Annotated in this window: 22 protein-coding genes; 12 read left to right on the forward strand and 10 right to left on the reverse strand. The window is 56.2% G+C overall.

Annotated elements, in window-relative coordinates:
- The first annotated feature begins 115 nt into the window (after nt 1-115).
- From PVZ80_RS17130 to PVZ80_RS17140, 3 genes are all read left to right on the forward strand, one after another.
- The gene (locus PVZ80_RS17130) at nt 116-1,438 is read left to right on the forward strand and encodes a tyrosine-type recombinase/integrase (protein ID WP_273864232.1); all 1,323 of its coding nucleotides are present in this window, start codon (nt 116-118) and stop codon (nt 1,436-1,438) included.
- A gap of 904 nt (nt 1,439-2,342) precedes the next feature.
- Complete coding sequence (locus tag PVZ80_RS17135) at nt 2,343-3,323, forward strand: integrase domain-containing protein (RefSeq protein WP_273864240.1); 981 nt, start codon at nt 2,343-2,345, stop codon at nt 3,321-3,323.
- A complete protein-coding gene (locus PVZ80_RS17140) occupies nt 3,320-3,595 on the forward strand; it encodes a hypothetical protein (protein WP_047576651.1) in 276 nt (91 codons plus the stop codon). The genes PVZ80_RS17135 and PVZ80_RS17140 overlap by 4 nt, the downstream gene beginning before the upstream one ends.
- A 159-nt stretch (nt 3,596-3,754) precedes the next feature.
- On the opposite strand, the gene PVZ80_RS17145 is transcribed toward PVZ80_RS17140, so the two are convergent.
- Both PVZ80_RS17145 and PVZ80_RS17150 read right to left on the reverse strand, forming a co-directional pair.
- Nucleotides 3,755-5,749 (reverse strand): UvrD-helicase domain-containing protein, encoded by a 1,995-nt coding sequence (locus PVZ80_RS17145; protein WP_273864233.1) that lies wholly within the window; start codon nt 5,747-5,749, stop codon nt 3,755-3,757.
- A complete protein-coding gene (locus PVZ80_RS17150) occupies nt 5,734-7,686 on the reverse strand; it encodes an ATP-dependent nuclease (protein WP_273864234.1) in 1,953 nt (650 codons plus the stop codon). The genes PVZ80_RS17145 and PVZ80_RS17150 overlap by 16 nt, the downstream gene beginning before the upstream one ends.
- Before the next feature lie 699 nt (nt 7,687-8,385).
- Between PVZ80_RS17150 and PVZ80_RS17155 the strand changes: the two genes are divergently transcribed.
- From PVZ80_RS17155 to PVZ80_RS17185, 7 genes are all read left to right on the forward strand, one after another.
- Complete coding sequence (locus tag PVZ80_RS17155; RefSeq protein ID WP_009046506.1) at nt 8,386-9,369, forward strand: AraC family transcriptional regulator; 984 nt, start codon at nt 8,386-8,388, stop codon at nt 9,367-9,369.
- Nucleotides 9,370-9,685: 316 nt separating this feature from the next.
- Nucleotides 9,686-10,720 (forward strand): DUF1254 domain-containing protein, encoded by a 1,035-nt coding sequence (locus tag PVZ80_RS17160; protein ID WP_016702596.1) that lies wholly within the window; start codon nt 9,686-9,688, stop codon nt 10,718-10,720.
- Nucleotides 10,721-10,866: 146 nt separating this feature from the next.
- Nucleotides 10,867-11,718 carry a MipA/OmpV family protein gene (locus PVZ80_RS17165; protein ID WP_273864235.1) on the forward strand — a complete coding sequence of 284 codons (852 nt, stop codon included), beginning with the start codon at nt 10,867-10,869 and terminating at the stop codon, nt 11,716-11,718.
- 43 nt (nt 11,719-11,761) lie between these two features.
- Nucleotides 11,762-12,589, forward strand: a complete 828-nt coding sequence (locus PVZ80_RS17170) for an acid phosphatase (protein ID WP_273864236.1) — start codon at nt 11,762-11,764, stop codon at nt 12,587-12,589.
- 13 nt (nt 12,590-12,602) lie between these two features.
- A complete protein-coding gene (locus PVZ80_RS17175; protein WP_016702593.1) occupies nt 12,603-13,397 on the forward strand; it encodes a hypothetical protein in 795 nt (264 codons plus the stop codon).
- 403 nt (nt 13,398-13,800) lie between these two features.
- Complete coding sequence (wrbA, locus tag PVZ80_RS17180) at nt 13,801-14,400, forward strand: NAD(P)H:quinone oxidoreductase (protein ID WP_007922573.1); 600 nt, start codon at nt 13,801-13,803, stop codon at nt 14,398-14,400.
- A gap of 390 nt (nt 14,401-14,790) precedes the next feature.
- Nucleotides 14,791-15,345: a hypothetical protein gene (locus PVZ80_RS17185; protein WP_009046500.1), complete on the forward strand. Its 555-nt coding sequence runs from the start codon at nt 14,791-14,793 to the stop codon at nt 15,343-15,345.
- Between the two features lie 31 nt (nt 15,346-15,376).
- On the opposite strand, the gene PVZ80_RS17190 is transcribed toward PVZ80_RS17185, so the two are convergent.
- The 5 genes from PVZ80_RS17190 to PVZ80_RS17210 are packed head-to-tail and all read right to left on the reverse strand — an operon-like array spanning nt 15,377 to nt 20,399.
- Nucleotides 15,377-15,694 (reverse strand): cytochrome C oxidase subunit IV family protein, encoded by a 318-nt coding sequence (locus PVZ80_RS17190; RefSeq protein WP_016702591.1) that lies wholly within the window; start codon nt 15,692-15,694, stop codon nt 15,377-15,379.
- Nucleotides 15,695-15,715: 21 nt separating this feature from the next.
- Nucleotides 15,716-16,426, reverse strand: a complete 711-nt coding sequence (locus PVZ80_RS17195; protein WP_273864237.1) for a heme-copper oxidase subunit III family protein — start codon at nt 16,424-16,426, stop codon at nt 15,716-15,718.
- Between the two features lie 4 nt (nt 16,427-16,430).
- Nucleotides 16,431-17,120 carry a cytochrome c oxidase subunit 3 gene (locus tag PVZ80_RS17200; protein WP_124339480.1) on the reverse strand — a complete coding sequence of 230 codons (690 nt, stop codon included), beginning with the start codon at nt 17,118-17,120 and terminating at the stop codon, nt 16,431-16,433.
- The gene (gene ctaD / locus PVZ80_RS17205; protein ID WP_028683821.1) at nt 17,117-18,892 is read right to left on the reverse strand and encodes a cytochrome c oxidase subunit I; all 1,776 of its coding nucleotides are present in this window, start codon (nt 18,890-18,892) and stop codon (nt 17,117-17,119) included. The genes PVZ80_RS17200 and ctaD overlap by 4 nt, the downstream gene beginning before the upstream one ends.
- A 40-nt stretch (nt 18,893-18,932) precedes the next feature.
- On the reverse strand, nt 18,933-20,399 hold the full coding sequence (locus PVZ80_RS17210; protein WP_150084979.1) for a cytochrome c oxidase subunit II: 1,467 nt from the start codon (nt 20,397-20,399) through the stop codon (nt 18,933-18,935).
- Between the two features lie 312 nt (nt 20,400-20,711).
- On the opposite strand from PVZ80_RS17210, the gene PVZ80_RS17215 reads away from it, so the two are divergent.
- The gene (locus tag PVZ80_RS17215) at nt 20,712-21,101 is read left to right on the forward strand and encodes a c-type cytochrome (protein ID WP_038582947.1); all 390 of its coding nucleotides are present in this window, start codon (nt 20,712-20,714) and stop codon (nt 21,099-21,101) included.
- A gap of 195 nt (nt 21,102-21,296) precedes the next feature.
- On the opposite strand, the gene PVZ80_RS17220 is transcribed toward PVZ80_RS17215, so the two are convergent.
- The 3 genes from PVZ80_RS17220 to PVZ80_RS17230 all read right to left on the reverse strand — a co-directional run bounded on the left by PVZ80_RS17220 (nt 21,297) and on the right by PVZ80_RS17230 (nt 23,956).
- The gene (locus PVZ80_RS17220; RefSeq protein WP_025808389.1) at nt 21,297-22,601 is read right to left on the reverse strand and encodes an OprD family porin; all 1,305 of its coding nucleotides are present in this window, start codon (nt 22,599-22,601) and stop codon (nt 21,297-21,299) included.
- 236 nt (nt 22,602-22,837) lie between these two features.
- Entirely contained in the window at nt 22,838-23,233 is a 396-nt protein-coding gene (locus tag PVZ80_RS17225) for a nuclear transport factor 2 family protein (RefSeq protein ID WP_009046492.1), read from the reverse strand.
- A gap of 27 nt (nt 23,234-23,260) precedes the next feature.
- The gene (locus PVZ80_RS17230; protein ID WP_016702584.1) at nt 23,261-23,956 is read right to left on the reverse strand and encodes a DsbA family protein; all 696 of its coding nucleotides are present in this window, start codon (nt 23,954-23,956) and stop codon (nt 23,261-23,263) included.
- A 254-nt stretch (nt 23,957-24,210) separates the two neighbouring features.
- Here PVZ80_RS17230 and PVZ80_RS17235 point away from each other — a divergent pair, with 254 nt between their 5' ends.
- Nucleotides 24,211-26,304 (forward strand): TonB-dependent receptor, encoded by a 2,094-nt coding sequence (locus tag PVZ80_RS17235; RefSeq protein WP_124301047.1) that lies wholly within the window; start codon nt 24,211-24,213, stop codon nt 26,302-26,304.
- The last annotated feature ends 313 nt before the right edge of the window (nt 26,305-26,617 follow it).

Here is a 26,617-nt window from a genome sequence, read left to right on the forward strand (position 1 = left end):
CTGGCGGGTTTTTTCGTTTTGGCGTTCCATCGGTTTCCGTCAGAAACTGGTGGATTCCAACCGATTTAGGGGTAGTGTTAGGGGTAAGGTAATTCGATAAAGGGGGAGTACCCTTATGTCGCGCACCACTGCTCCACTCTCCGATTCGGCTTGCCGCTCAGCCAAGCCCACCGACCGCGCTTACAAGCTTTTCGACGGCGACGGCCTCTACCTTCTAGTCCAACCCAATGGCCGTAAAGGCTGGCGTCTCAGGTATGTAAAACCTGATGGCCGCGAAGGACTGACCTCGTTCGGCAGCTACCCCGTGGTCGGCCTCGCCGATGCGCGCAACAAGCGCCTGGAGGTCAAGCGGATGCTGGCGAAAGGCATCGACCCCATCGAGACCAAACACCAATCCAAGACGCTGGCTGCAATCAAAGGCCGTACCTTTGAAAGCGCTGCACTGGAATGGCACAAAGCGATGTCTGCCAAATGGGCACCGGGTCATGCGAAGACGGTTCTGAGCCGCCTCAAAACCCATGTATTCCCGCTGATCGGCGCTCGCTCTATTGTCGATCTGGATACCCATGACCTGATGCAACCTCTGGAAGCGATCCAGAAGCGCGGCACGATTGACGTCGCTTTAAGGGTACAAAACTACCTGCAAAGCATCATGCGCGAGGCGAAGCGTTCACGGCAGATCACCGCAAACCCTGCCTATGACCTCGAAGGCTTGATCAAAGCCCCGAGAGTGATTCATCGCCCCGCTCTACCCTTATCGCGCCTGCCTGAATTGCAGGAGCGTATCGACGCCTACAAAGGCCGCGCACTTACCCGGCTGACGGTCATGCTCTCGCTGCATGTGTTCGTACGCTCCAGCGAACTGCGCTTCGCCCGCTGGAGCGAGTTCGACCTCAAGCGCAGCATCTGGGAGATACCGGACACTCGACCCGCGTTGGACGGAGTACCCTTTTCAACAAGGGGAACGAAGATGGCCGGGGACATCCACCTTGTACCCTTATCGCCGCAAGCCGTGGCCCTGCTTGAACAGATCCACGCCCTCACTGGCGAATTCGACCTGGTGTTTGCAGGCGATGCTAAGCCCTGGAAACCCATGTCTGAAAACACGGTGAACAGCGCGCTCAGAAAGATGGGCTACGACACCAAAGCCGAAATTTGCGGGCATGGGTTTCGGTCGATGGCCTGTAGCGCGCTGATTGAGTCAGGGCTGTGGTCCGAGACAGCCATTGAAAGGCAGATGAGCCACAAGGAGAGGAACAACGTCCGGGCGGCCTATATCCACAAGGCTGAATTTATCGAAGAGAGGAGGCTGATCATGAACTGGTGGAGTCGGTATCTGGAGGCCAACCGGCAGGAGCATGTCACTCCACACGAATTCGCGAACCAGACCGGAGCGAACGTCACTCGCCTAAAAGCAAAACGTGGAGCAACTGAGTAAGCGCTCGGTCTTCATATCTCAGCGATCCGCTTGTCCACGCGGGTCCATCCAAACAGGGCTGCAAAGCCGCCCTGCTTGGATGGACCTCACTTAAAAAATCTAAAGCCCATGCAACTGTCTGTGGAAAACCACTGATTTCCACCAGTGGATAATTTCATCCACAGCCGCAGAACTCCCGAAAACTCGAGCCTTGACCCGAGTTACCCACAGGCGTAGAAAAGATCGGGCAAGCGCTGTCGTTGACAGCAACCCAGGTAGCCAGAACCTTTAAGGCTACGCCACACCGTGGTGGTTCTCCCAAAGTGCGATTAGCGTCCGGCGGCTCGCACGGTCACAGCGATGTGAAGGATGCCTACTTTTAGCAGTGTGCCCACTGCGGCAACTCATCCCCTTTCATAGCTGCCCTGCAGCAACCTATCCGCTTGGCCATTCCCGTGCGCCAACCTGCGCCCGTCTCTTTCTCCCGGAAAGAGACGGGCGCTCCTACCGCTGCTGCAGCCCAACTCGTACAAGGCTTTGCGGCATTCCCCCTCGTGACAATCGGCGTGACAAACACCGAAGTCACCAGCAACAGCGATGCAGATGATGGTGCCGCAGACCACGGAATGGACTGCACCTGACTGACAGTCAGGCATGCCCCGGTCATCGCAGTGCTACTTCCACGCGGCTCAGGATCTCGCGGCACTGGTCTCGTCAGCCAACGCAGCCTCCACCCGCCCACCGGTATCGGTGCTCAGGAGGCTAGATCATGAGATGCCCGTGCTCCCGGTCGTAAGGAGCCGCCAGTCCCGCGTTAGAGGACATCCCCACAGGTCGCAGGGGCCTTGATCCCTGATAACACTCAGCATTCTTGGCGGGATGACGTGGGGGTGAGGATCGGAGAACGGAAGATGAGGTGACCGACATGGCATTGGTGGGTAGACGCGATGGTCGTAATTTCGGCTATGGCAGGCAATTGAGCTACGCAGGGCCGCAAGCGCTGAAAGACATGTTCGGCGGCGGTCATTACGGCACGGTCAAAGCGCACTGTGATCGGTGGCAGGCATTCGTCAAATGGTGCCGTTCCGAACAGGGGCCCGGTATCAATGATGCGCGGCAGATTGATCGGAAGGTATTGGCCGACTATGCGGCGTATCTGCGCGACGTGGTTGGGCGCGGTGACCTCGCCGTCAGCACCGCACAAAATCGGCTATCCAGCGTTAACAGGACTATGGCGGCGCTTCGCGGTGATCAGTATGTGAAATTGCCCAGCCCGAGCAAGGCGTTGGGTATGCAGCGTACCGGGGTTCGACACTCAGTTCCGCAAGGCCAGGATCGCGAGCAGGTTAAGCAGATAGTCGACACGTTTTGCCGCCATCATCAGCTGCGGGCCGCCGCGATCATTCTGTTAGCGCGAGCCACCGGTATGCGCTTGCGTGAGGCCATCCTGGCTAACCTGCCGCGGCTAAGTCGTGAGGCTAAAGAGTTCGGCAGGATCAACATCCAGGACGGCACCAAAGGCGGCCGCGCTGGCGCCTCGGCGCCACGTTGGATTGCGGTGGACGACCATGTTCGCGACGCGCTTGGGTTTGCATTGCAAGTGTCGCCTGTGGGTAGCCGCAACTTGATTGCAACACACGAAAGCTACCTGAGTCTTCTGCAAGAAATCATCCGCCCAGCGCGGGACATCCTGCATGCACACAACCTCAAAGGCTTCCATGAGCTACGAGCGGCGTACGCATGTGAGCGCTATGAGCAAATCACCCAACACCCCGCGCCTATCATCGGCGGCCAATGTTGCCAGGTACTACGGTACCTTGATCGTGATGCCCGGAGGCAAATCAGCTATGAGCTGGGGCACGGTCGGATCGACGTGGTCGCTGCGTACATTGGAGGACGTACATGAGCAAGCCATTCGATATGGAGCTGTTCTTGGCTGCGGTGCTGACAGGGTCGTACGCAACGCGGCAGCGTCATTTGCGGCAGGCGAAAATTATTCAGGCGGCTATCGCAGATCGCTGGAAGCAGGAAACACCTTGGTGTTGGCGAAGGAAGCATATGGCCTGGTTCGTTCAGCACCATCTGGCTGGGCATAGTAATGCGACGAAGTACTACTATTCACTGACGTTGAAACTACTCATCCGGCGACTAGACAAAAAATGGGTGTTTGGCAGTTAAGCTAGCAATCACCCGCACAAATCTAAAAGTCATATATGCATGACACTATACATACAGAGCAAGCTTGGCAGCCTTTGCAACGAAAGTATTTAAACGAGATTTTATCATCCAGCAACACCGATACATTTAAGCGGGGAGCCAACTAACTCCCCGAAAAAATCAATCCAAACTTACACATTCTATCTCATTGAAATAATCTTTGATAGTTGAGGATTCTTCAGTGCTCATTATCCGCACACACGTCAAATTCTTGATAGCCCTAGAGCACGCAACATACATAATCTTTCTATTCTCGGCAGTTATATCCCCAGCCGAAAAAACATTACCAAACTTGTAGTCCCTCCAAAAAAACTCGTCTGCTACCACCAAAACGTTTTCGATCCCCGAACCTTTCGTCTTGTGCATAGTTATGAAATTTGTTTTCTCTGACAAATAATCATAATACTTGAACACTTCACCCAGAGTTATTTTTCCTCCAAAAAAATCATTATAAAATAGCTCTCGCTTTACATCACGCTCTAGATCACCAAACTCATACTCATCAATATCAAAGCCAGCTTTGTTTAACTTACTAAGACTATCAAACCCAGACACGTAGTGATCTTTGAAAGCAGAGTATCTGGAATTCCCCATAGCAGCCTCGAAAAATTCTTCTCTTCTTCTCACGAACCGTTCATACGAATCCGATTGCTTCAATAGCTTCAATTTAAACGATTCATGTATCGCATCATGCGCTGGAGAGCTCAAATCAAAAACACTCTTGAACGCGACCAACAATTCATCTTTGTGGAAAACCGAATCCAATACGAAGCCAGATTTTTTTACGAAACGGATGACTTTTGCATATCTTTTATTTCCATAATCTTCGTGCAACTCATATAGCTCAGAAAAATGGCATATTGCCAATACTTTCTCTAAATTCTCATTTGTTGCTTGTCCAAATCTAGAGTTAAATATTTCATACAACTGACTGAATCCAGCTTCAGAAGCAACAGCCTTATTTGTCAACATCAACATCTTATAGTTATCGATACCCCGCGCCGTTTCAATCAATTTATTAAGCTTTTTAAGGTATGAATCTTTGTCTTCGCGTGGGCTGTGCTGGGTAGGCTTATCGTCGCAAATTGCATAAACGAGCTTGACTCTACCCTGGCGGTCCGCCAGGGTTTCTAAATCTCCATTCTCCCGAGTTTTGAATGCAACACTTTGTTCCAGCCCATCGTCCCTTAGGTTATTAATGAGCTTGACAACCTGTTCCGAGCACCTGTAATTATCCTCTTTGTTTATCTTCTCTATCGCATCTGCTTGCACATAATTCTCTACATCTCCGACGCCATCCTCATATATTCCCTGCATCGAGTCACCAAAGAACCCGAATACTATATTCTGGTCTTTTACGACATAATCAAGAAACGCCTTGACTATATCAGGAGAAGTATCTTGATACTCATCGACAAATATATAATCATACTTATCAGCCAATATCTTTCTTAATTTTTTTCTTTCGCACATTAACGAGACAGCCAACTTAACAAGCCCGTCATGACCAAAGCTTAAATCGCGAAAACTATCGAATGCGGTCTCGTTATAACAAACCTTTTGAGGTGAAGCTTTCTTAATATGCTCAAGCACACTTGCATTAAGGTGTTTTATTTTCTCATTTAATACAGTATTTGCCGCTTGAGGATCTTTGTCATACATTGGTTTCCCCAAGACCTTGGCCTCTTTTATCTTGAGAATAAGGTATGCTTTATCTGCATATTTTCCGTAGGCCTTTTTATAACGTTCATGCTCGCGCTTTTTATACTCCTTGTCGTCATCCATGGCTTGCCCTACTCTAAATTCTGGCAATAGGAAAAGCTCATGTATTACTTTATGCAAATCTATACGAAAGGAGTTGATGATCCCGTTCAGAAACGAATGAATCGTGCTAATAGCATGCAACTCTCCTGCACGAGCCTTGATTTCATCCGCAGCCAAATTTGTATGTGTTATACATGCCACTCTTTTTTCCGGCATGTGTTTAGATATGTAATCCAACAATTTTTTCAGGGTTTCTGTTTTTCCACTTCCAGCACCTCCTTGCAGGACAAAGCTTTCACCTCTTTCCAGGCAAGATATAATATTCTCAAAAGGAGTCATTCCGATATCCATTCCAACGCCTCCCCGATATAAGCCGGAATACGCCAAGTGACTTCATCATCCGTCAGTGCTAGGTACAACAGAGAAGACGCGAACGCAGACTTCTTATCTAAAACTGTTTCAATCAGATCATACGCATCAAGCGCGCCATCAAATTCGTGCGTATTTTTCAGCCCATTGATATTATCAATTTTCTTTTTGATTACGTCCCTATTTAGATGCACAAAAGCATCCTCAAAACTCCTAGCGTGGTAGCCTTCTTCTTTTTTCTGATAAGCAATATGAATTTTAGGATACGAATGCTTTAGTTCGTGTGCGACTAACTTTTCAAACCAACTGGAAAACTTAGCCTCCTCAGAGAAATCGGGCGCGTCATAATAGTGTTTCAGCGTAGCATTACTGGTATGATCTGCACCTGCAACTTTAAAGGATGGATAGATAGTTCTCGGGTTTGCCTTTTTAGTATCAATAGTTTTTTTGGTTGTATCGATATCAGTGATGACCAGAGTCTTAATTTCTAAAAAATCAAGGAAATGCTTGAAAGCCTTAGCATTAGCACCGACTTCCAAAATTGTGACATTCTGGGAGAATAACGAAATATGATCTTTACTTTGAACCTTCGACTTATCAAATAACTCTACGAAGTACGGCCACAACATCCGCTCAGTAACACCCTCAATAAATATAACTTTGCTTGCAAAGAAAAGCTCACAAGAGTTGAGGGTCAGGTACTGCTCTAGAAATTTAAATGAATCTTCGTCCTTACCGTATTTGGCTTTCAATTCCGAATAGAAATTCTTTACCCTTGTACAACCACCTGAGTTTTGCAAATATCTAATATCTTTGAAATCGCATTGAGATACAATATGAGAGGAATGAGTAGTAATTACCGCCTGGATATTTTCAATGTCGTTCAATATGCTTTTTATCTGATTAGCAAAAACATATTGCATCTGAGGGTGTGTATGCGCCTCAGGTTCCTCTATGAATAATAGATTTATGTTTTTACCTGTCTTAGCAAATGACTCCTTCTTAATCTCTACGCTTAGTAGGAGATAAAGAATATTCATGTGCCCGAGACCATTGAATGTTTCCGGGAGAAACTCAGAACGGTCACCATAAACTACTTGCGAACTATTCTCCAGCACTTCATTGGACTCGAGATTAGATACGACCTTAATATCCTCAATCCCCAGAAATGCCTTTGAGGTTTTCAGGAAAGGCTCGAAAAAATCCTTGTAGCTACTTTCAAGACTCTCATCAATCTTAAGAAGCAAGTTATTTATCGGATCGAAATCTGTTACATCCTTGTTTGCCTTATTGAAATATTGCGTAGTTAACTTAGAAAGCATTTTCTTTCCGCCTTCGCTACTAGCAACATCTCGCTTAGCATGAATTATCTGAAAGTTGATCAGATCTCTAACTGCGGCTATTTCCTTTTTTACCAACTTACTTCGATTTTCAAGTAACAGGTCGTCCTCATCAGCATATGCGTATACGTTGACCTGCAAATACCTATCGAGGTTTTTCCTCAAAAACCTTTCTCGTTCCCCCTCGAACTGCTCAATATCCCTCAGCAACAAGTCCTTATTTACAACGCACTCAAACAGAATCTTGACATTGTTAATCTCGCTGTCAAGATCCAACATGAATTCTGACAGATGCCTCAAGCTGTCTTTTTCATCATATTCGATCTCAACCCTCATACTTATAGATAGCGGCAACATGTCAGTTTTGTGGTCAATTGCCGCTAAATCTTTACGCACCGCTAACGGAAAATCATGATAATTGAACGACACCCCAGGCTCATAAAACTTCTCAAACAATACAAGCAGTGAAGTTTTGCCGCTATTATTTCTGCCAATAAGCAGAGATAGGCTGTCCCGCAGCTCTAGCGTCACATTCTGGAGAGCTCGGAAATTAACAGCAGAAATTTTGGTAATCTTCATATTTATCTCATACATCCATTTCGAGAAAATCTTAGAACTTAACTTTTTTGACTTACCAATAACGGGAAGCCACCGAGTAGAATTGACTCACCACGTACGTTTTGGAATAGATGCATCCCTCATGAACACCCCATGTTTGGCGGAACAAATGGCTTAATATAGCTCAAGGATAGCATTTTGCCATACAGAGATAGGGCTTTAAACCTCCGCATTATCTCGGAGCATGTACACCTAGAGGGGAGATAGCACGGAGGGCGCAATACTTCGTGCAAATTTAAGGGGTATAAATAGGGGTACTAATTGACGAAAGTTTTACATCTTATTGATTAATATAGACTTTAGGTAAAGTTCGACTCCTGGTGCCGCACCATACAAGGTTCCAGAGAAGGCTTTCAAAATCTCTGGAACCCCCGAAAAACCCGCCTTCTGGCGGGTTTTTTCGTTTTGGGGTTCCATCGGTTTCCGTCAGAAACCGGGTGGATTGCGGCCGTTTTAGGGCTAAGGCCATTCGATACAAAGGGAGCCCCCTTATGTCGAGCTCCTCGCCGATTCGGCTTGCCGCTCAGCCAAGCCCACCAACTGCGCCTACAAGCTTTCGACGGCGACGACCTCTACCTTGGCAAAAGTTTTGCGCTAGTGTTCCCTGCGGGCTAAGACGGTTTTCACGTGCATTGCCTTTAAAAACAGGTGCGAACGCTTATGACGAATGCTACGCCGTCCATCAAACTCAGCACTCTTCGGCACATAGCCCCCTATCTGAGCATGCGAGGGGTGTCGCCGCTGGAGTTCTTTCGGCGTTACGGTATTTCCCCTCATGTTTTTCAAAACCCTGATGCCTGGGTACCGCGAGCGGCCTGCTTTCATATAGCCAATGAAATGGCAGCTATCGCACAGGACCCCTTCGGCGGCGCATGTGTGGGACACCTGATCGAAGTACGCTCTCTCGGTGCCTGGGGCGAGTTGATATTGGACTCAACCAACCTCGCTCAGGCTTGTGCAGTGGCGTCGATCTATACGGACTTACTGCATCAAGGAGGAGAAGTAAAAATCGTCACCGAAGGCCGTACGACAAAACTGATCCAGCAATTTACCGGACAGCACGGGGCTGATCCGAAGCAAGTCATTCTCGGCACTCTTGCGCTGCTTAGAAAAGTACCGCTCATGTCCGGTGAGCCTGGCGCCATACGCGTGCATCTGCAAAACCCAAGGGAAAGAGGAGACGAGGCGCTCGAAGAATACCTGGGGCCGAATCTCGAAATGAACGCGCAGTACAACATGATCGAATTCGACCGTGAGCTGCTAGGCACTCCCCTGCAAGCTGTTCGGGATGACGCCTGGAAAGTCACCGAAGCCTTGAGGTCGACCGCGGAAGCGGCAGGCGTGCTTATCGAGCAGATATCGGACCAGGATCAATCCAAACTTACCGCTATTTCCAGAAACATCGGACTGTCTTCTCGAACGCTGCAACGTCGTCTCAAATACTGCGGCATCGACTTCGAAGATTTACGCGACGAGACGCGTCGCAGCGAAGCCCTTCAGCTCATTGCCAGCGGTAAATACACTGCGACCGAGATTGCCTACATGGTGGGTTACAGCGATCAAGCGCACTTTACTCGAGCCTTCAAACGCTGGACTGGGAGTTCACCGTCGCGCTACCGCTCGGCCTTGAAACTTGATTATTAAAACTCAAGACAGCGTCTTCGCCTAACCACTTCCCCCCTCCCGCCGGACCATCTAATAGAGACCTGCGAAGCCTGCAACTACCGGGATATGGCTTGTCGTCCTGATCCCTGCAGCCATTTCTGTGCGAACTCCGCCAACAGGCGATGCGTAATGGCTTCGCCTTTTGGCACCAAATGGCAAGTTTCCATCAAGACGTTCCTATACAGTCTGAAAAGGTAATGCCAACACCAGCGAGCGGTGCAGCAAGCAATCCAGGCACAAGCAAAAGTCTGAAGCTGGTGAATGGAATCACTTCTTATAAGATCAAGAGGTTTAAATGCCCTACTCATTCACGGCCGGCATCGTCGCCCTGACGCTGGCAACTTTTGCGAGTGCAAACACTCAGTCATCCTCTGATGGGGCGACGCTGGTGGGTGTCGATAATTTTATCCGTGCCGAGTCCGACCTCTACATGGGTAAAAGGGTGGCCAGTGGAGGTTTTGGTCGGTTTGTCCATAGCCGCGAACCGGTTCCCATCGACGCTCAGGATGTCATCCGAATGAATCGGGACACGCTTTACTCGTCAGCGGTGTTCGATCTCGATGCCGGTCCAGTCACGATCACATTGCCTGAGGCCGGCGAGCGGTTCATGTCGATGCAAGTGGTCAACGAAGATCACTACGTAACCGCCGTCGTTTACGGTGCCGGCCGCCATACGCTGACGAAAGAGGATATCGGCACACGCTATATTTTTGTCGCTGTCCGCATGTTCTTCGATCCCACAGATCGAGAAGACCTTGAGCAGGTGCATGGACTGCAGGACGCAATCAAGGTCAGCCAGGCCAAGCCGGGGGCATTCGCAGTGCCGAAGTGGGATCAGGCGAGCCAGAAAAAGATGCGTGATGCCCTGGCGGTTCTTGGTTCGACGATTCCCAACTACAACCAGTCCTTTGGCCCTAAAGGTGGGGTCGATCCGATCCACCACCTGATCGGAACTGCGACGGGGTGGGGCGGAAACCCGAGCAAGGACGCAATCTACCTCGGCGGTGTGATACCGCAGAACGATGGGAAAACCGTTTACCGTCTCAAAGTTGGACATGTCCCGGTCAACAGTTTCTGGTCTGTAAGTGTTTACAACGCAGATGGATACTTTCAAAAAAACCCATATGACGCCTATTCGTTGAATAACCTCACGGCCAAAAAAAGTGATGATGGTTCGATTGTCATTCAGTTCGGTAGTTGCGACGGAAAGATAGCTAATTGCCTGCCTACCATGCCCGGATGGAACTATACGGTCAGGCTTTATCAGCCAAGTAACGAAATACTGAATGGCCAATGGAGTTTTCCACAGCCGCAGCCCGTCGCTCTATAAGTTTAATTATTCGAATAGTGGCTGGTTCGTCAGATTAATGGGCTGACACCTCAGTAGAGTTAAACGCAAAGGTCACCAAGTTTGATATGGCTTATCAAGCCAGGGATGGCTCTGCACTACAGAGTTCACACCAAAGGAAATAAACAATGACGACCAAAGATAATCCAAATTTTTTCAGACATCCGGTGATGTTCATCATAGGTGCGACACTCGCATTGACGCTGGCATTGCCTGCACACGCAGCCCTCGACGATTCAAACGGCACGCCATCCGTGACGGTAGGCGGCGGAATTGCCGTTGGCCCTTTGTATGAAGGCTCTTCACATTACGCCGCGTTCCCGTCCCTGAAGCTGAAAGCGGTCTTGCCTACCGAAGACTGGGGCACCTTTACCGCAGCCTTCCCGGATGGGCTGCGTTGGGACTTGCCGGGGCTGGCGCCTTTCGGGGTGGCCCTGCTGATCGGTTATGACCAGGGGCGCAAGGAAAGAATTCATACCCTGGACGGTCGTGATGACTACTTGAAGGGAATGGGCAACCTGGACAGCACTGCCCTGGTCGGGGCGGAAGTGTACTGGATCCTGCCGAACGGCCGCCTGTTCGTTCGCGGTCTGCAATCGAGCCAGAACCGTAACTACGATGGCGAAAGCCTGGGGCGCACGGCGTACCTGGAAGCCGGGGTCGCCACTGCATACCCACTGTCTTCGACCTTGACCCTGGACTCGACGCTGTACGGCACCTGGAGCAACGAGAACGACATGATGGCCCGCTTCGGCGTCACGGCCCAGCAAGCCGCACGCACCCGGTTCGATGAGTACCACCCGGGTGGCGGAATGCGGGACGTGACCTTGAAGCTGGGCCTGACCTGGCAATGGCAGCCACAGCTGGCACTGGAAGGTGGCATCAAGACCTATGCCCTGGTCTCCGACGCCCGCGACAGCCCGCTGACGGGTGAGAAGGTCGGAGCAGGTGCCTACCTGAATGCCTTGTACCGGTTCTGATCAACCGCCGGGACCGTGTGCGACATAAAGAAGGAAGCAGTCGATGAAAAAAGTACATGAACCCTGGGGGGTGACGCTGTCCCTGGCCGGCTTGCTCTGGTCGGGGCTGGTACTTGCCGAGGATGCCACCACGACCGTCACGGACCCTCATTTCAAGCTGGCTCCAGGCTATCTCGCCCCGGCCGAATTGCCAGTGCGCCTGGCGTTGCTCGGCGCCCCACCCAAACCTGACTCTGCGGCGCTGGCACGGGACGAGGAAGCACGCCGTGCCGCGCTGGCGCTGCGTGGCTCGGTCCGGGAGAAACTCGCGGCGGCGGACGCGGAACTGTCATTCCCGGGCCCGGCGAAAACATTCTCCTGCGCGCTGGGCACCCAGATCAGCGAAAAAGACACGCCTCATCTCTATACGTTGATGCAGCGCACCCTGACGGATGCAGGCGGCTCCACCTACGCCGGGAAGAATGCCTACAACCGTACCCGCCCCTTCGTGGTGCACAACGAAGGCACGTGCCGCAAGGACATGGAGCCACTGCTGCGCACGGATGGTTCCTGGCCATCCGGCCACTCCGCTGCGGGCTGGGCCTGGGGCCTGGTCCTGGCCGAGATCAATCCTGCGCGCGCCACCGAATTGATGACCCGTGGCCTGGCATACGGCCAGAGCCGGGTGATATGCGACGCACACTGGCAGAGCGACGTGGATGCCGGCCGCATCATGGGGGCCGCCACGGTGGCGAGCCTGCACAGCAATCCGGCGTTCCTGGCGGACCTGGCGGCGGCGAAGGAAGAGGTCAAGGCGGCTCAGAAGGCCGGTCTGAAGCCTACACAAGACTGTGGGGCCGAGGATGTGGCGCTCGCGCTGACCCAGCACTGATCGGAGAAACACCATGATGCACAGTGATCACCCCCGTTCATCGTCACGGCTCAGGCATGCCCGCCTGGCTCTGCTGGTCAGCGCCTTCACGGCCGCCGGCTCCAGCCTGCCGATCGTGGCCATGGCAGCAGACGATGACAGTTGGCAGTTCAACGGCGGGCCTTACCTGTGGGGCGCCGGGATCCGTGGACACGTGGGCCACCGTAGCACCGGGACGCAGTTTATAAAGTCCGACTTCTCGGACATCGCGCGCACTGTCGATATGTCGGTGATGCTGATGGGCGAGGCGCGGCGCGGCCCCTACAGCGTGCTCGCCGACTTGATGTACATCGACACCGATACCCGCAACCGTCTACCAGCGGGTGCTCCGGCGTCCAAGCTTGAGGTGGAAAGCAAGACGGCTTCCGGATTCCTGGGGGGCGGATATACCGTGTTGGGGGATGACAATCATCGGTTGGACGTCGCGGGCGGCGTGCGCGTCTGGTACAGCAGCACCGCCATCACCCTGCATGGTGGACCTGCTGGCGGCCTGTCCGGGTCCGACCAGGCTACCTGGGCGGACGCCATGGTGGGGCTGCGCGGGCACTATGCCGTGAATGACCGATTCTGGTTGTCATCCTGGGGCATGGTGGGTGCCGGGCAGTCCCGGGAAGACTGGGATCTGGCCGCACTGGCGGGCTGGGAGTTCTTGCCCGGCTTTTCCGCGGTGGCCGGTTACCGGGCCATGGGGGTGAATTATCGCCATGACGGTTTTGTCTACGACATTGTCCAGAAGGGGCCACTGTTGGGTATCAGTGGGCGATTCTGAGTCTTTCATAGAGCCTTGCCCGACATCCCTCCTCGCTTTCAAATTCCCTTCAGTACCACGCCGCTCTCCAAGCCCCTATCAAGGGGGCTATCAGTTATTTAATCCAAATATATTCCTTATATATTTCAATCAATTAAAAACGCACTCCTGCCGCAGAAAGTAAAAACATTCATGACCTGTTCATAAAAGAACAGTCGCCCCCATCAGTCATCGTTGTTTTACAACGATCAATTTTCTCGAACATCCCGTTCGATATTTTCTCATATTCACAGAAGCCAATTAGATCGATCATGCGCCACGACTCACGCAGATGCAGGGTGAAACGGTGGGATGGATAACTAATCTGATCGCCTATTTAACAGGCAGTCAGTCAGCTCAAAACACACCTCAAGAGGAAGTACGCATGGCTAAGGTATTGGTTCTTTATCATTCGATGTACGGTCATATCGAAACAATGGCCCAGAGCGTGTCGGAAGGTGCCCGGAGCGTTCCCGGGGTCGAGGTCACCCTCAAACGCGTACCCGAAACCATGGACCCGGAAGCCTTCAAGGCTGCCCATGGGAAAGTGGATCAGAGCGCTCCGGTGGCCACACCAGGCGAGCTGGGCGACTACGACGCAATCATCCTGGGTACTCCGACCCGCTTCGGCAACATGTCGGGCCAGATGCGCAACTTCCTCGACCAGACCGGCGGGCTGTGGGCCAAGGGTGGCCTGGTTGGCAAGCTCGCCAGTGTATTCACCTCGACGGGTACTGGTGGTGGCCAGGAAATGACCATTACCTCCACGTGGACCACCCTGGCTCACCACGGCATGATCATTGTGCCCATCGGTTATAGCTCGCCAGCCTTGTTCGACACTTCCAGTGTCGGCGGTGGCACGCCTTATGGCGCATCCACCATTGCCGGTGGTGACGGCTCTCGCCAGCCTGATGCCCGTGAATTGGAGATCGCCCGTCATCAAGGCCAATACGTGGCACAACTGGCGGTCAAACTGAGCAAGTAATAAATCGCCAGGTAAGCGCTGAGGCAGACACTGCATAAGCAGTGTCTGGCTGCGACTCCCGGCGTGGCACCCTACAAAACAAAGCCCTCGCATCGTTGCGAGGGCTTTGTTGTTTCTGGGCTAATGCCCCTGCCTCCCGAGACAGCGGGCACCGACTGCTAATACCCACTTCACCAGGCCAATTCGAACAGAAGGACTCACCCCCCTCAGATTGCCCTATGTGCCCGCAGCCCCCGGCCGGCAAGGCGTTGCGGAGGGTGGTGCTATACTTTTTTAGCTAGCGACAAGCGTGCGGTGTTATCCAGAGCGGCAGGAAAAACGGTCTGGAATTTCAGATAACGACTGCAGAAAAAATGGGGGCCTCTGCGACGATGAAGTAGGAGGTGACTCATGAACCGACACTTTTACATCAGCGATAATCTCGACGAGCTGGAAACCGTTGAAAGCGAACTGGAAGCCAGCGGCATCAGTACCGAGCAGATTCATGTGCTCAGCGACCGGGATGCCGATGTCGAGCAGCATCACCTGCATGATGTGAATTCACTCATGAAGCAGGATGTCGTTCACTCCGGTGAGATTGGCGCGGTCATTGGCATACCGCTCGCGGCATTGGTACTGCTCGGTGCCTATCTGGCAGGTTGGACCGAGTCCGCGGCAGGCTGGGTGCCGTTCATCTTCCTGGCGATCGTGATCCTGGGCTTCTGTATCTGGGAAGGCGGTTTCTTTGGTATCCAGGTACCCAATGCCCATTTCAGCAATTTGAAAAAGACGGTAAGGGACGGCGAGCACATCTTCTTCGTGGATGTGGAACCCGCTCAGGAAGCTGTCCTGGATCGGGTCATCAGCCATCACCCACAGCTGCAGGTCGCCGGAACCGGCGCAGCAGCCCCTCACTGGGTAGTGGCCTGGCTGCAGAAATGGCATCAGTTCAAGCGAACGATATAGAACGCCGTTGAACGCCGGAGGCGGAAGCAGGTCATTGCCCGAGGAAAATCCCCCGGGTGGAAAACACGTAATCCGCCTCGGCTGCCATCAGGCCCACCAGCACCAGCAGACACAAGGGCGGGACGAGTATGGCGTAGACCATCGCCAGGCGTTCCCACGCCATGTGCATGAAGATGGAAACGATCAGGCCCGCCTTCAACAGCATGAGGACCAGGATCAGCGACCACCTGAAATAGCCCTGGAAGTGAAAGTAGTCGACCAGGTAGGACAGGGTACTGAGTACGAACAACAGCCCCCAGATCTTCAGGTACAAGCTCACTGGATGCTGTTGACCTTGTGCATGTGCCATCGCCGGTACTCCTCTGCGGGCTCACCATAAGTAGAAGAAAGCGAAGATAAATACCCACACCAGGTCCACGAAGTGCCAGTACAGCCCGGCGATCTCGACGATCTGATAGTTGCCGGAGCGCTCGTAGTCACCGCGCAATACCTTGAAGGCGACGATGCACAGATAAATGACGCCGATCGATACATGCAGCCCGTGGAATCCGGTGATCATGAAAAAGCTGGCACCGAATTGCGCGGCGCCCATGGGGTTCGACCAGGGGCGTACGCCTTCGGCGATGAGCTTGCTCCACTCGAACGCCTGCATGCTGACAAAGGTCGCCCCGAAGGCCGCGGTAGCCAGCATCAGGGCCGCGCATTTGCCGCGTACACGGCGATAGGCGAAGTTCACGGCCATGGCCATGGTGCCGCTGCTGCTGATCAGCACGAAGGTCATGATGGCGATCAGGATCAACGGGATTTCAACGCCACCGATGGTCAGGGCGAACACTTCGCTGGGGGTCGGCCAGGGGGCGGTGGCACTCATGCGCACCGACATGTAGCCGGTCAGGAAGCAGGTGAAGATAAAGGTGTCGCTGAGCAGGAAGATCCACATCATCGCCTTGCCCCAGGGCACCCGCTTGAACACATCCTGATCCGAGGCCCAGTCGGTGGCGATGCTCTTCCACCCCGCTACCAGCGTATCGGGTGGGGGCGGGACGGGATCTTCCGGAGGGGTTGCTGAGGGCAATGCCATGGCTTCACCTCAGGCCGCAGAACGCGGCGATGGCTTGATAGGTTTCCGGCGTGCTGGTCAGCAGGAAGAAGAGGACGATCCAGAGCCCCAGCAGGTAATGCCAATAGATCGCGCAGAGCTCCACGCTGGAGGCCAGTTGCGACAGCGCAACCCGTCGCAGGAACCGGGCGCCGACGGTGCCCCAGGCCACCAGGCCTCCCAGCAGATGCAGCCCGTGCACGCCGGTCAGCAGATAGAAAAAGCTGTTGGCCGGATTAGCGGAGACGAAATAACCCCAGTCGACGAACTGCTTCCAGACCCAGAGTTGCCCCCCGATAAAGGCGATCGCAAAGACGCCGCCCAGGGTGAAGCCGAGGCGGGTCCCGCTCAACGCGCCCCGCCGGGCGGCCAGTCGCGCCCACTGCAGGCTGACACTGCCCAGCACCAGCAGGATCGTGTTCAGCCAGAGTTGCCGGGCACTGGCCAGCGGCGCCAACGGGTCGGTCAGCGGCTGCCAGTCCACCATTTGCGAACGCGCGATAAAGGCCAACAGGAACAGCAGGAACAACGAGGTCACCGCCCCCAGGAACACGCGCAGGCCCACTTTTGCGGCTTTCGCCCTATCGAAGCCTGGCACCCGAGAGCTGTCGGGGGGCTGGCTCCAACGGCCTCCGGCGCCGGCGCTTTCGGTGTTTTTCAATAGCGGCCCGTTCATGGTCTTTCGCCCGCGATCCTGGCTTCTGCGCTGCGCTGCCTCATCTGCTCCAGCTCCTGGGCAGAGACCGTCTGCGGCACGAAGTCCTGCTCTATCCCGGGCACGCTGTAGTCATAGGCCCAACGGTGCACCACCGGCAGCTCCGGCCCCCAGTTGCCATGGACGGGCGGGGTGTCCGGCGTCTGCCACTCCAGGCTGGCCGCCCCCCATGGGTTCGGGCCTGCCGGCTTGCCTTTGAAGGCACTCCAGGCCAGGTTGAAGAGGAACAGCAGCTGGCATACCCCGACCGTCAGCGCGACAACGGTGATGAACGCATTCAGTTGCTGCGCCGATTGCGGGATGAAGTCGTAGTTCTGCCAGGCGTAATAGCGCCGGGGCATGCCCAGCAGCCCCAGGTAGTGCATGGGGAAGTAGATGCAGTAGGTCCCCAGGAAGGTTATCCAGAAATGCAGCTTGCCCAGGGTGTCGTTCATCAGGCGCCCGGTGATCTTCGGAAACCAGTGATAGATGGCGCCAAATATCACCAGGATCGGCGCCACCCCCATCACCATGTGGAAGTGGGCCACCACGAAATAGGTGTCCGACAGCGGGATATCCACAATCACGTTGCCGAGAAACAAGCCGGTGAGCCCACCGACCAGGAAGGTGACGATAAAGGCCAGGGCGAACAGCATCGGCACCGTCAGGTGGATGTCGCCATGCCACAGGGTCAGCACCCAGTTGTAGACTTTCAGCGCGGTCGGCACGGCGATGATCAAGGTGGTGGCGGCGAAAAAGAAGCCGAAGTACGGGTTCATCCCGCTGACGTACATGTGGTGCGCCCAGACCACGAAGCTCAACACGCCGATGGCGACGATGGCCCACACCATCATGCGGTAACCGAAGATGTTCTTGCGCGCATGGGTGCTGATCAGGTCGGAGACCAGGCCGAACGCCGGGAGGGCGACGATGTAGACCTCCGGATGGCCGAAGAACCAGAACAGGTGCTGGAACAGTATCGGGCTGCCGCCCTGGTGCGCGAGCTGCTGCCCCATCGAGATCACCGCCGGCATGAAGAAGCTGGTGCCCAGCAGCTTGTCGAACAGCATCATCACGGCGCTGACGAACAAGGCGGGAAAGGCCAGCAGGGCCAGGATCGAGGCCATGAAGATGCCCCAGACGGAGAGCGGCATGCGAAACAGCGTCATGCCGCGAGTGCGTGCCTGCAGCACCGTGGTCACGTAGTTCAGCCCGCCCATGGTGGCGGCGACGATGAAGATCGCCAGCGACACCAGCATCAACACGATGCCCCATTCGGTTCCCGGGGTGCCCTGGGTGATCGATTGCGGCGGATAGAGTGTCCAGCCCGCCCCGGTGGGCCCGCCCGGGACGAAGAAGCTGGAAAGCAGCACCAGGACCGAGAGCAGGTAGAACCAGAAGCTCAGCATGTTGACGTAGGGGAAGACCATGTCCCGGGCGCCAACCATCAGCGGAATCAGATAGTTGCCGAAACCGCCCAGGAACAGCGCCGTCAGCAGGTAGATGACCATGATCATGCCGTGCATGGTCATCGCCTGGTAATAGGTGCTGGCATCCATGAACTCGAGGCTGCCGGGAAAGCCGATCTGCATGCGCATCAGGCCGGACAGCACCAGGGCGACGAGCCCCACGGATATCGCCGTCAAGGAATACTGGATAGCGATGACCTTGTGGTCCTGGCTCCAGATATAGCGCGTGAAGAAGCTCTTCGGTTCGTGCAGGACTTCTGTTTCTGCGTGCTCGACATAAGCCATCAGGTCATCCTCCGCTAAGTTTCGGAGCATTTCCGGCTATTTACGGCGACTTGCCCGATTCCACCTTGCCGGCATCCGCGTCGACAGCAGCTTTCGACTTGATGAAGGCGATCAGAGCGTCCAGTTCCTTGTCATTGGGGGTAAAGGTCGGCATCACTGCGGCATAACCCTTGACGATCGCAGCGCCAGGTTGGCGCACGGAATCCTTCAGGTAGCCCTCATCGACCTTGATCTGAGAACCATCGGCCAGGGTTTCCGTCTTGCCGTACAAACCCTGCCAGCTCGGGCCGATACCCTGGCTGCCATCGACACTGTGGCAGGCCAGGCAACCCAGCGATTCGGCCAGCCGTTGTCCCTGCGCCGCCAGCTCATCCTGTGCGCCCGCAGGGCCTTGCTCGTTCTGCCCCGCGGCACTCAGCGACTTGATGAAGGCCACCACGGCGGCCAGGTCATCCTGGGTGAAAGTATAGGCCACCATGACCGGCGGGAATCCCTGGACCAGCCTGGCCTGCGGCTTAAGAATCGACTCCTTGAGGTAGGCCTCGTCGACCTGGACGCTGCTGCCATCGGCCAGCGGTTCCGAGCGGCCGTACAGATCCTTCCAGCCCGGGCCCAGGCTGGTGCTGCCGTCCTGGCTATGGCACGCGCGGCAGCCATGGCTTTCCACCAGTTGGCGACCTTTTTCCAGCAGGCTGTCCCGGCTTGGCGTGGCGACGCTCGTCAGCGTCTGGGCAAAGGTCGGCTGGCTGGCGAACCATTGGTCGAAAGCACCCTGCTCCTCGACAATCAGATGGCCGCGCATATTGAAATGCCCCAGGCCACAGTACTCGGCGCACAGCACTTCAAACTTGCCGAGCCGGGTCGGGGTAAACCAGAAGTGGGACACCATGCCCGGCACCATATCCATCTTTGCGCGCATCTGCGGAACATAGAAATCGTGCAGGACATCCTTTGCCCGCAGCAGGACTTTTACCGGCCGATCGATGGGCAGGCGCACTTCATTGTTCATGACCAGCACATCGTCCTGCCCCGCAGGGTCATTGCGATCAAGACCGAAGGGGTTGCCGGGATCGATCCATTTGACATCCGCCTTGCCGAGTTTTCCGTCCTGTCCGGGAAAGCGAAAAGCCCACTGCCACTGCTGGGCAACCACTTCGAGCTGGGTAGCCTCTTGCGGCACCTGGACGAAATCGTTGTAGACCACAAGGCCGGGCGCCAGCATGCCGATGATGCCCAGCGAGGTGAGGATGACCAGCCACCCTTCCAGCTTCTTGCTTTCCGGCTGGTAGTGCGCCCGGACACCTTCCCGATGACGGAAGCGAATCACGGCGATGGCCATGAATACCGTGATGGCGATGAAAAAGATGCCGGTGATGACCAGGGTGATCAGCAGCGTGGTGTCTATCGACCCCCAGTTGGAGGCCGCCGGCGTCATCTGCCAGGGAGCAAGCAGGTGAAACAGCACTGAAGCGACAACGACTAGAACCAAGATGATTGCTATCGCCATTTTCTCGTCATCCTGTGCCGGTTGTTCTGTGGCCATGCAAACGCAACGTCGCCCAACCGCAGCGTCACACCGATGTCTAATCCTCCTCCCAAGCCTGCTGGAACATTGCCTCTATCCCCGGGGCAAATCTTCTGAAAAGTATAGTGCGCCCCAACGGACGTGCGGCGCCGGGTCCCTACGCGACACCGAGCCAGGGAGCTGTGGCACCACCACGTCCCTTTCCCCTGATGGCCATCCCCAACACCCGCCAACCATGCTCAAATAGCCCCCCCCCCGCTTTTGCCACAAGCCACACCCGATCCGGAGCCGAACATGAAAAGAACCGCCGCCCTGACCTTGACCCTGATGCTCAGCCTGCTGTCGCTCCACGCCCAGGCAGAAGCAGTGGGCGATGCCGAGGCCGGTGGCAAGCTGTTCAAGCGCATTTGCGGCGGCTGCCACAATATCGGGCCTTCGGTGCGCAGCTCTTTCGGGCCGCAGCTCAATGGCATTTTCGGGCGCACGGCGGGGAGCGTGGCGGACTATCAGTACTCCGATGCGATGAAGTCGTCCGGCATCGTCTGGACCCGCGACAAGCTGGTGGCCTACCTGGAAGATCCGAAGGCGGTGGTGCCTGGTACGCGGATGATTTTCTGGGGGCTGAGCGATCAGGAGAAGATCGATAATCTGCTGGCTTATCTGCAGAGCTTTCAGGCGCAATAACTCGTCGGTCGGAGATCAACCCGGACTGAGCAACAACCGCTCTCCGATCCGCGGGCGCTTCGCGCCCGATCGCAGCCTGGCGGCAGCGGCTACAGGAGGCTCGTCCCTGGATGGGACAACACCCACAAAAAAGCCCCGAACCAGTCGGGGCTTTTTCTATTGTTGGCCTGGTATCAGGCCGCGATCAGGCATTCATCAGAACACGTTGATCGGGTAGTCGACGAACACACGCAGTTCGTTACCGCTGTCGTTGTAGCCGCTGGACTTCTGCGATACGCGCAGGATCGAGCTACGAACCTTGACGCTCAGGTCCTTGGCCGGGCCGCTCTGGACCACGTACTTGAACTGGTTGAAAATTTCGCGCTCGGTGCCGCCAGTGGTGGTGTGGCCCTCGCTGTTGGTGGAGGTGATGTTGTCACCACGCACGTAAGCCAGGTTGTAGGTCAGGCCCGGTACGCCGAAGGCGCCGAAGTCCAGACCGTAGCCCAGCTGCCAGCTGCGCTCGTCTTCAGCGTTGAAGTCGGACCAGTAGGAGTTGGCCAGGTAGATGGTGTTGCCGCCATCGCCCACGCGGTGCTGCTCTTTCTGGTAGCCGCCGTAGGCGTAGCCCAGGTTGCTGTCGCCGGTGCTGCGCTGGTGCGCCAGGGTGAAGGAGTGCGGGCCGGTGGCGTAGGTGGCTGCCAGGCTCCAGATCTTGTTGTCCTGGCCGCCTGCTTCTTTGAACTCGGCGTAGGACTTGTCCAGCTTGGTGCGGTAGCCGTTGAAGTCGAAGGTCAGGGACTGATCGGTGGCCAGCGGGAACACGTAGTTCAGGTTCACGTACTGCTTCTTCAGCACGTCTTCGACGTCGGAAGCGTACAGCGAGCCCTTGAACTGTTCGGTGAACTGGTAGCTGCCGCCCAATACGTTGATCGACTTCAGGCCACCGCTGTCACGGCCTTCGGCGCTTTTACGCGATTCGGCGGTGAAACGACCGGCGTTCAGCTCCAGGCCCTTGATCTCTTTGGAGGTGATCAGGGTACCGGTGTAGCTTTCCGGCAGCAGACGGCCATTGTCGTAGCTCAGCACCGGCAGGGCCGGCATCTGGTCACCGTAGGTCAGGACGGTGTTGGACAGGCGGAATTTGACCGCGGCGCCGGCCTTGGCCAGGTCGCCTGCCGGGCTCTTGTTGCCGCCTTCGCTTGGCTTGAAGAAGTCGATGCCCTGGCCGCCGCTGTGGCTGCCTTTATCCAGGCGCAGGCCGTACAGGCCAAAGGCGTCGACGCCCACGCCCACGGTGCCTTGGGTGAAGCCCGACGAGAAGGTACCGATGGCCGCTTGACCCCACTCGCGCTGGTCATCGTTACCGTTTTTCTTGTCGCGATTGATGTAGGCGTTGCGCAGCAGGATTTTCAGGCTGCTGTCCTCGACAAAACCCTTGGACTCAGCCTGGTCGTTAGCCATAACTTGAGTACTGCTCAGAATCCCCAGTGCGATCAGACCGATCCGCTTGTTCAACATTTTATTTTCCTTATTACGGGTTGATGACGCGCTGTGGTGCTCCTTGGAAACGGCGCTTAAGCGCTCTTTTTTCAGGCCAGAACAAAAAGACCCGCCCACGAAGAGTCGCGGCGGGCCTTTTATTATTTGAATGTTATGGCCGTTGGCCACAGGCGTTGGCGCGAATCCTATCTGCGCCCCGAACAGTGTGTCAATTTCAAGAATCGTCTGAAAATAGGCGAAAATCGTCTAAGAACTTAACGATCCTTGATGGCCAGTTGCACGGTATGGCTGTCGACGAACTGTTCGAAGTGCGTGACCTTGCCATCCTTGAGGGTCCACAAATGGGCCACGCGGGCATTCAGCGGTTTGCCCGTGGCTTTATAGACGCCGCTGTAATTGCCGTAGGCGAACACCTTGTCGCCCTGGGCCACATAGTTCTCGACGGTGAAGGCAAAGCCTTCCCATTCGGTGGCCAGGCGCTTGAAGACATTCTCCACCACGGCATCGAAACCGATGTAGGTGCCGGCGTAGGGAAAGCCTGCCGCCTCGGTCCAGCGCGCATCGGCGGCCAGGGCGGCGGCGGTGTTTTTCGCGTTCTCCTGGGAGTTGGCCCCTTCGTAGGTGCTTTTGATCAGTGCCAGGTTATCCATGGGTGACTCCGTCAATAAGTGGGTGTTTCAAAGGGCGCAACCGTCCAGGCCACAGGCCTGCAGGCTCGGTGAAAGCTCGACCTCAGGCGTACCGAAGGCCTCGCGCAGCCAGTCGGCGAACGCCTGCGGCTTGCCCAGCCAGGGGCTGATATCGATCAGCCTGAACTGACCGTCCTGTTCCAGCACCAGGGTCGGAAAACCCTGGCCACCGACCCGGGCCAACAAGGCGCGGCTGGCCTTGATGTGCTCGTCCAGGCTATTCGCCGCGGCGTATTCGAAGGCTTCCTCGAACTCGCCGCGCTCAAAGCCCAGGCCTTCGGCGAGCTCCAACAGTACGTCGACATCGGCGATGCGTCGCCCTTCGACGTAATGCGCCGTCTGCAAGCGTCCGAGCAATTCCAGGCCGCGCCCGGCGAGCGCCTGCGCCGCCAGGACCGCGGCGATCGGCGGGGCCGAATCGAAGACCGCCGAATGATCGCGCAGCAAACCTTCGAAGTAGGCCTCGCCGAACGGCTGCCCGGTGTATTCGGCAATGCGCCGGTCATGGGGCATGACGTAGTCGCGCAGTTGCGGCGAAACCTGCTGGCAGTTGCGCCCGGTCATCATGCCGCCGCCATGGGCCACCACCGGCAGCACCGCCTGGGCCGCCTGCACCAGCGGCTTGGCGCCGTAGCACCAGCCGCACAAAGGATCGTAGATGTAATGAAGGGTCGCTGCCGACATGCAAGGCTCCGGGACAAAGGCCGATAAATTCGATGGCGGCAGACTATGCCCGTGGCCCACAGGAAAAAACGCTGGAATGGCTTTTAGTCTGTTTCGGGAATCGGTCGAATCGGCGTGTATCCACTTCATTTCAATCAAGACACAAATTGAAACAATCCGCCCGGGGAACTTTCCAAGAATAATTAACGAAAGTAAATAGCAAGCATTACCATTCGCGACCACTGTTTCCTTCACCCTTCTGGATGCGTTTTTCCATGCCTGCCCCCTTCCGCCTGACTCCCCTCACCCTTGGCTTTTGCGCCTCACTGACGGCCGGTTTCACCTGCGCCGCCCCGACCACCCTGCCAGCCACCGCCATCAGCGCAGAAGTCGATGCCGACGATCCACGAGTCAAGGAAGTCAGCACCGCGACCCGCACCGCCACGCCGGTGCGCTATGTGCCGCAAGCCATCGACTCGGTGAAGACCAGCAACGTGCTGGACTACGGCATCAACGATCTGGGCACGGCCCTGAGCGGCATTCCCAACGTCAGCAGCGGCGCCGACACTCGCTTCGACAGCCTGCGCATTCGCGGCTTCGACGCCAGCAACGACTTCTACCTCGACGGCGTCCGTGACGACAGCCAGTACGTGCGCGACCTGCACAACATCGAGCGCATCGAGGTGCTCAAGGGCCCGGCGGCGGTGCTTTACGGCCGTGGCAGCCAGGGCGGGATCGTCAACCGGGTGAGCAAGCTGCCGCAGTTCGGCCGCCACTCCAGCGTCGAAGTCAAAGGCGGCAGCGAAGACCTGCGCAGCCTGTATGCCGACCTCAGCGCCGACCCCAGCGAGAACATCAGCCTGCGCCTGAACATGGGCAACCAGGACAACAACAGCTTCCGCGACGGCGTCAGTGGCAGTCGCCAGCTGTTCGCGCCGTCCATGAGCTGGCAGTTGACGCCGGACCTGAACTGGCTGGTGCAGTACGAATACAGCCGCTACAACCGCACGCCGGACCGCGGCATCCCGGGGATCGACGGGCGCCCGGCGGACGTGAGCCGCGACACCACTTACGGCGACAAGCGCGACTACATCGACGACAAGTCCCAGTCCCTGCGTTCCAAGCTCAGCTACGAGCTGAACGACAACTGGCAACTGCGCCATACCCTGAGCCTGTTCAAGCTCAACAGCGATTTCGACAACACCTACCAGACCGGCTACGACAGCCGCACCAAGCGGGTGAACCGCCAGCGCTGGCAGCAGGACCTGAACACCCGCAACATTTACAACAACCTCGAAGTCGAAGGCACCTTCGATACCTTCGGCCTCGAACACCGGCTGCTGACGGGTGTCGAGCTGGGCAGCCAGCGACGCGATCCGAAGCTCTACACCGCAGCGGCGGTCAGCGCCGGTGGCCAGGCCGTGCCGTCCCTGGACCCGTTCAACCCGGATAAAAACCTGCGCCATACCGGGAAAATGGTGGCGTCCAGTTACAACCACAGCGAGGTGGAAAGCCGCGCCGTCTATGTCCAGGACCAGCTGCGCCTGAACGATCAGTGGCAAGTGCTCGCCGGCCTGCGCTACGACAACTTCAACGTCGAGACCCACAACAAGCTTCTGGATCGCAAGGACGACCGCGACAGCCACAGCACCAGCCCCCGCCTGGGTGTGGTCTGGACTCCGCTGGAGAACCATTCCTTCTACGCCTCCTGGAGCAAGAGCTTCTCCCCCGTCGGCGGTGGCCTGATCGGCATCACCCCGAACGCCAACGGCAACACCAACGACCTGAGCCCCGAGCGTACCCGGCAGAAGGAAATCGGGGTCAAGAGCGACTGGCTCGACGACCGCTTCAGCACCACCCTGGCGGTCTATGAGCTGGAGCTCTACAACCGCCGCAGCCGCAGCGTGGAAGACCCGAACGTGATCCTGCTGACCGGCCTGCAACGCTCACGCGGCGTGGAACTGACCGCGGCCGGCAAGATCGTTGGCAACTGGTCGATACGCGGTGGCATCGGCCTGCAGGACGCGACTGTGGTCAAGAGCAATAACGGTGACGAAGGTAACCGGGTGAACAACGTGGCCAAGCGCAACGGCAGCCTGTTCGTGACCTGGAAACCGGAAATGGGCTGGTACGCCGAGACCGGCCTGACCCTGGTGGGTGATCGTTATGCCGACAACGCCAATACCGTGATGCTTCCGGGCTATGGCCGCTGGGACGCCCTGGCCGGCTTCCGGCAGAAGGACTGGGACCTGCGGGCCGCGCTGAACAACATCAGCGACCGCACTTACTACTCCTCGGCTACCAGCGCCGGGCAGATCCAGTTCGGCGACCCGCGCAGCCTGGTGGTGACCGGTACCTACAGCTTCTAAAACGCAGCCATGGATACGGCCAGCCATCGCGTGAGCGCGGTGGCGGCCTGGCGTCCGCTGCGCGGCCGATCGCAGCCTGCGGCAGCGGCTACACATGATCGCGTGTACCGAACTATCGGGTTGCACCCTGTAGCCGCTGCCGAGCACCGCGAGGCTGCGATCGACCGCGAAGCGGGCGCCGCTCTTGGGCCCGCTGGAGGTCCTTCGGACCTATCGCAGCCTGCGGCAGCGGCTACACACGATCGCATGTACCGTACTATCGGATTGCACCCTGTAGCCGCTGCCGAGCACCGCGAGGCTGCGATCGACCGCG

The sequence above is a fragment of the Pseudomonas sp. B3G-3 genome (assembly GCF_028640915.1).
GTDB lineage: Bacteria > Pseudomonadota > Gammaproteobacteria > Pseudomonadales > Pseudomonadaceae > Aquipseudomonas > Aquipseudomonas chlororaphis_I.

Excerpts from the sequence above, each read along its gene's own strand:
- PVZ80_RS17200 (WP_124339480.1), bottom strand. The coding sequence starts at position 17,120 with ATGAACGGGCCGCTATTGAAAAACACCGAAAGCGCCGGCGCCGGAGGC.
- PVZ80_RS17150 (WP_273864234.1), bottom strand. The coding sequence starts at position 7,686 with ATGAAGATTACCAAAATTTCTGCTGTTAATTTCCGAGCTCTCCAGAAT.
- PVZ80_RS17210 (WP_150084979.1), bottom strand. The coding sequence starts at position 20,399 with ATGGCGATAGCAATCATCTTGGTTCTAGTCGTTGTCGCTTCAGTGCTG.
- PVZ80_RS17130 (WP_273864232.1), top strand. The coding sequence starts at position 116 with ATGTCGCGCACCACTGCTCCACTCTCCGATTCGGCTTGCCGCTCAGCC.
- PVZ80_RS17230 (WP_016702584.1), bottom strand. The coding sequence starts at position 23,956 with ATGTCGGCAGCGACCCTTCATTACATCTACGATCCTTTGTGCGGCTGG.
- PVZ80_RS17195 (WP_273864237.1), bottom strand. The coding sequence starts at position 16,426 with ATGGCATTGCCCTCAGCAACCCCTCCGGAAGATCCCGTCCCGCCCCCA.
- PVZ80_RS17145 (WP_273864233.1), bottom strand. The coding sequence starts at position 5,749 with ATGGATATCGGAATGACTCCTTTTGAGAATATTATATCTTGCCTGGAA.
- PVZ80_RS17175 (WP_016702593.1), top strand. The coding sequence starts at position 12,603 with ATGATGCACAGTGATCACCCCCGTTCATCGTCACGGCTCAGGCATGCC.
- PVZ80_RS17135 (WP_273864240.1), top strand. The coding sequence starts at position 2,343 with ATGGCATTGGTGGGTAGACGCGATGGTCGTAATTTCGGCTATGGCAGG.
- PVZ80_RS17140 (WP_047576651.1), top strand. The coding sequence starts at position 3,320 with ATGAGCAAGCCATTCGATATGGAGCTGTTCTTGGCTGCGGTGCTGACA.
- ctaD (WP_028683821.1), bottom strand. The coding sequence starts at position 18,892 with ATGGCTTATGTCGAGCACGCAGAAACAGAAGTCCTGCACGAACCGAAG.
- PVZ80_RS17185 (WP_009046500.1), top strand. The coding sequence starts at position 14,791 with ATGAACCGACACTTTTACATCAGCGATAATCTCGACGAGCTGGAAACC.
- PVZ80_RS17155 (WP_009046506.1), top strand. The coding sequence starts at position 8,386 with ATGACGAATGCTACGCCGTCCATCAAACTCAGCACTCTTCGGCACATA.
- PVZ80_RS17215 (WP_038582947.1), top strand. The coding sequence starts at position 20,712 with ATGAAAAGAACCGCCGCCCTGACCTTGACCCTGATGCTCAGCCTGCTG.
- PVZ80_RS17190 (WP_016702591.1), bottom strand. The coding sequence starts at position 15,694 with ATGGCACATGCACAAGGTCAACAGCATCCAGTGAGCTTGTACCTGAAG.
- PVZ80_RS17235 (WP_124301047.1), top strand. The coding sequence starts at position 24,211 with ATGCCTGCCCCCTTCCGCCTGACTCCCCTCACCCTTGGCTTTTGCGCC.
- PVZ80_RS17160 (WP_016702596.1), top strand. The coding sequence starts at position 9,686 with ATGCCCTACTCATTCACGGCCGGCATCGTCGCCCTGACGCTGGCAACT.
- PVZ80_RS17170 (WP_273864236.1), top strand. The coding sequence starts at position 11,762 with ATGAAAAAAGTACATGAACCCTGGGGGGTGACGCTGTCCCTGGCCGGC.
- PVZ80_RS17225 (WP_009046492.1), bottom strand. The coding sequence starts at position 23,233 with ATGGATAACCTGGCACTGATCAAAAGCACCTACGAAGGGGCCAACTCC.
- PVZ80_RS17165 (WP_273864235.1), top strand. The coding sequence starts at position 10,867 with ATGACGACCAAAGATAATCCAAATTTTTTCAGACATCCGGTGATGTTC.
- PVZ80_RS17220 (WP_025808389.1), bottom strand. The coding sequence starts at position 22,601 with ATGTTGAACAAGCGGATCGGTCTGATCGCACTGGGGATTCTGAGCAGT.
- wrbA (WP_007922573.1), top strand. The coding sequence starts at position 13,801 with ATGGCTAAGGTATTGGTTCTTTATCATTCGATGTACGGTCATATCGAA.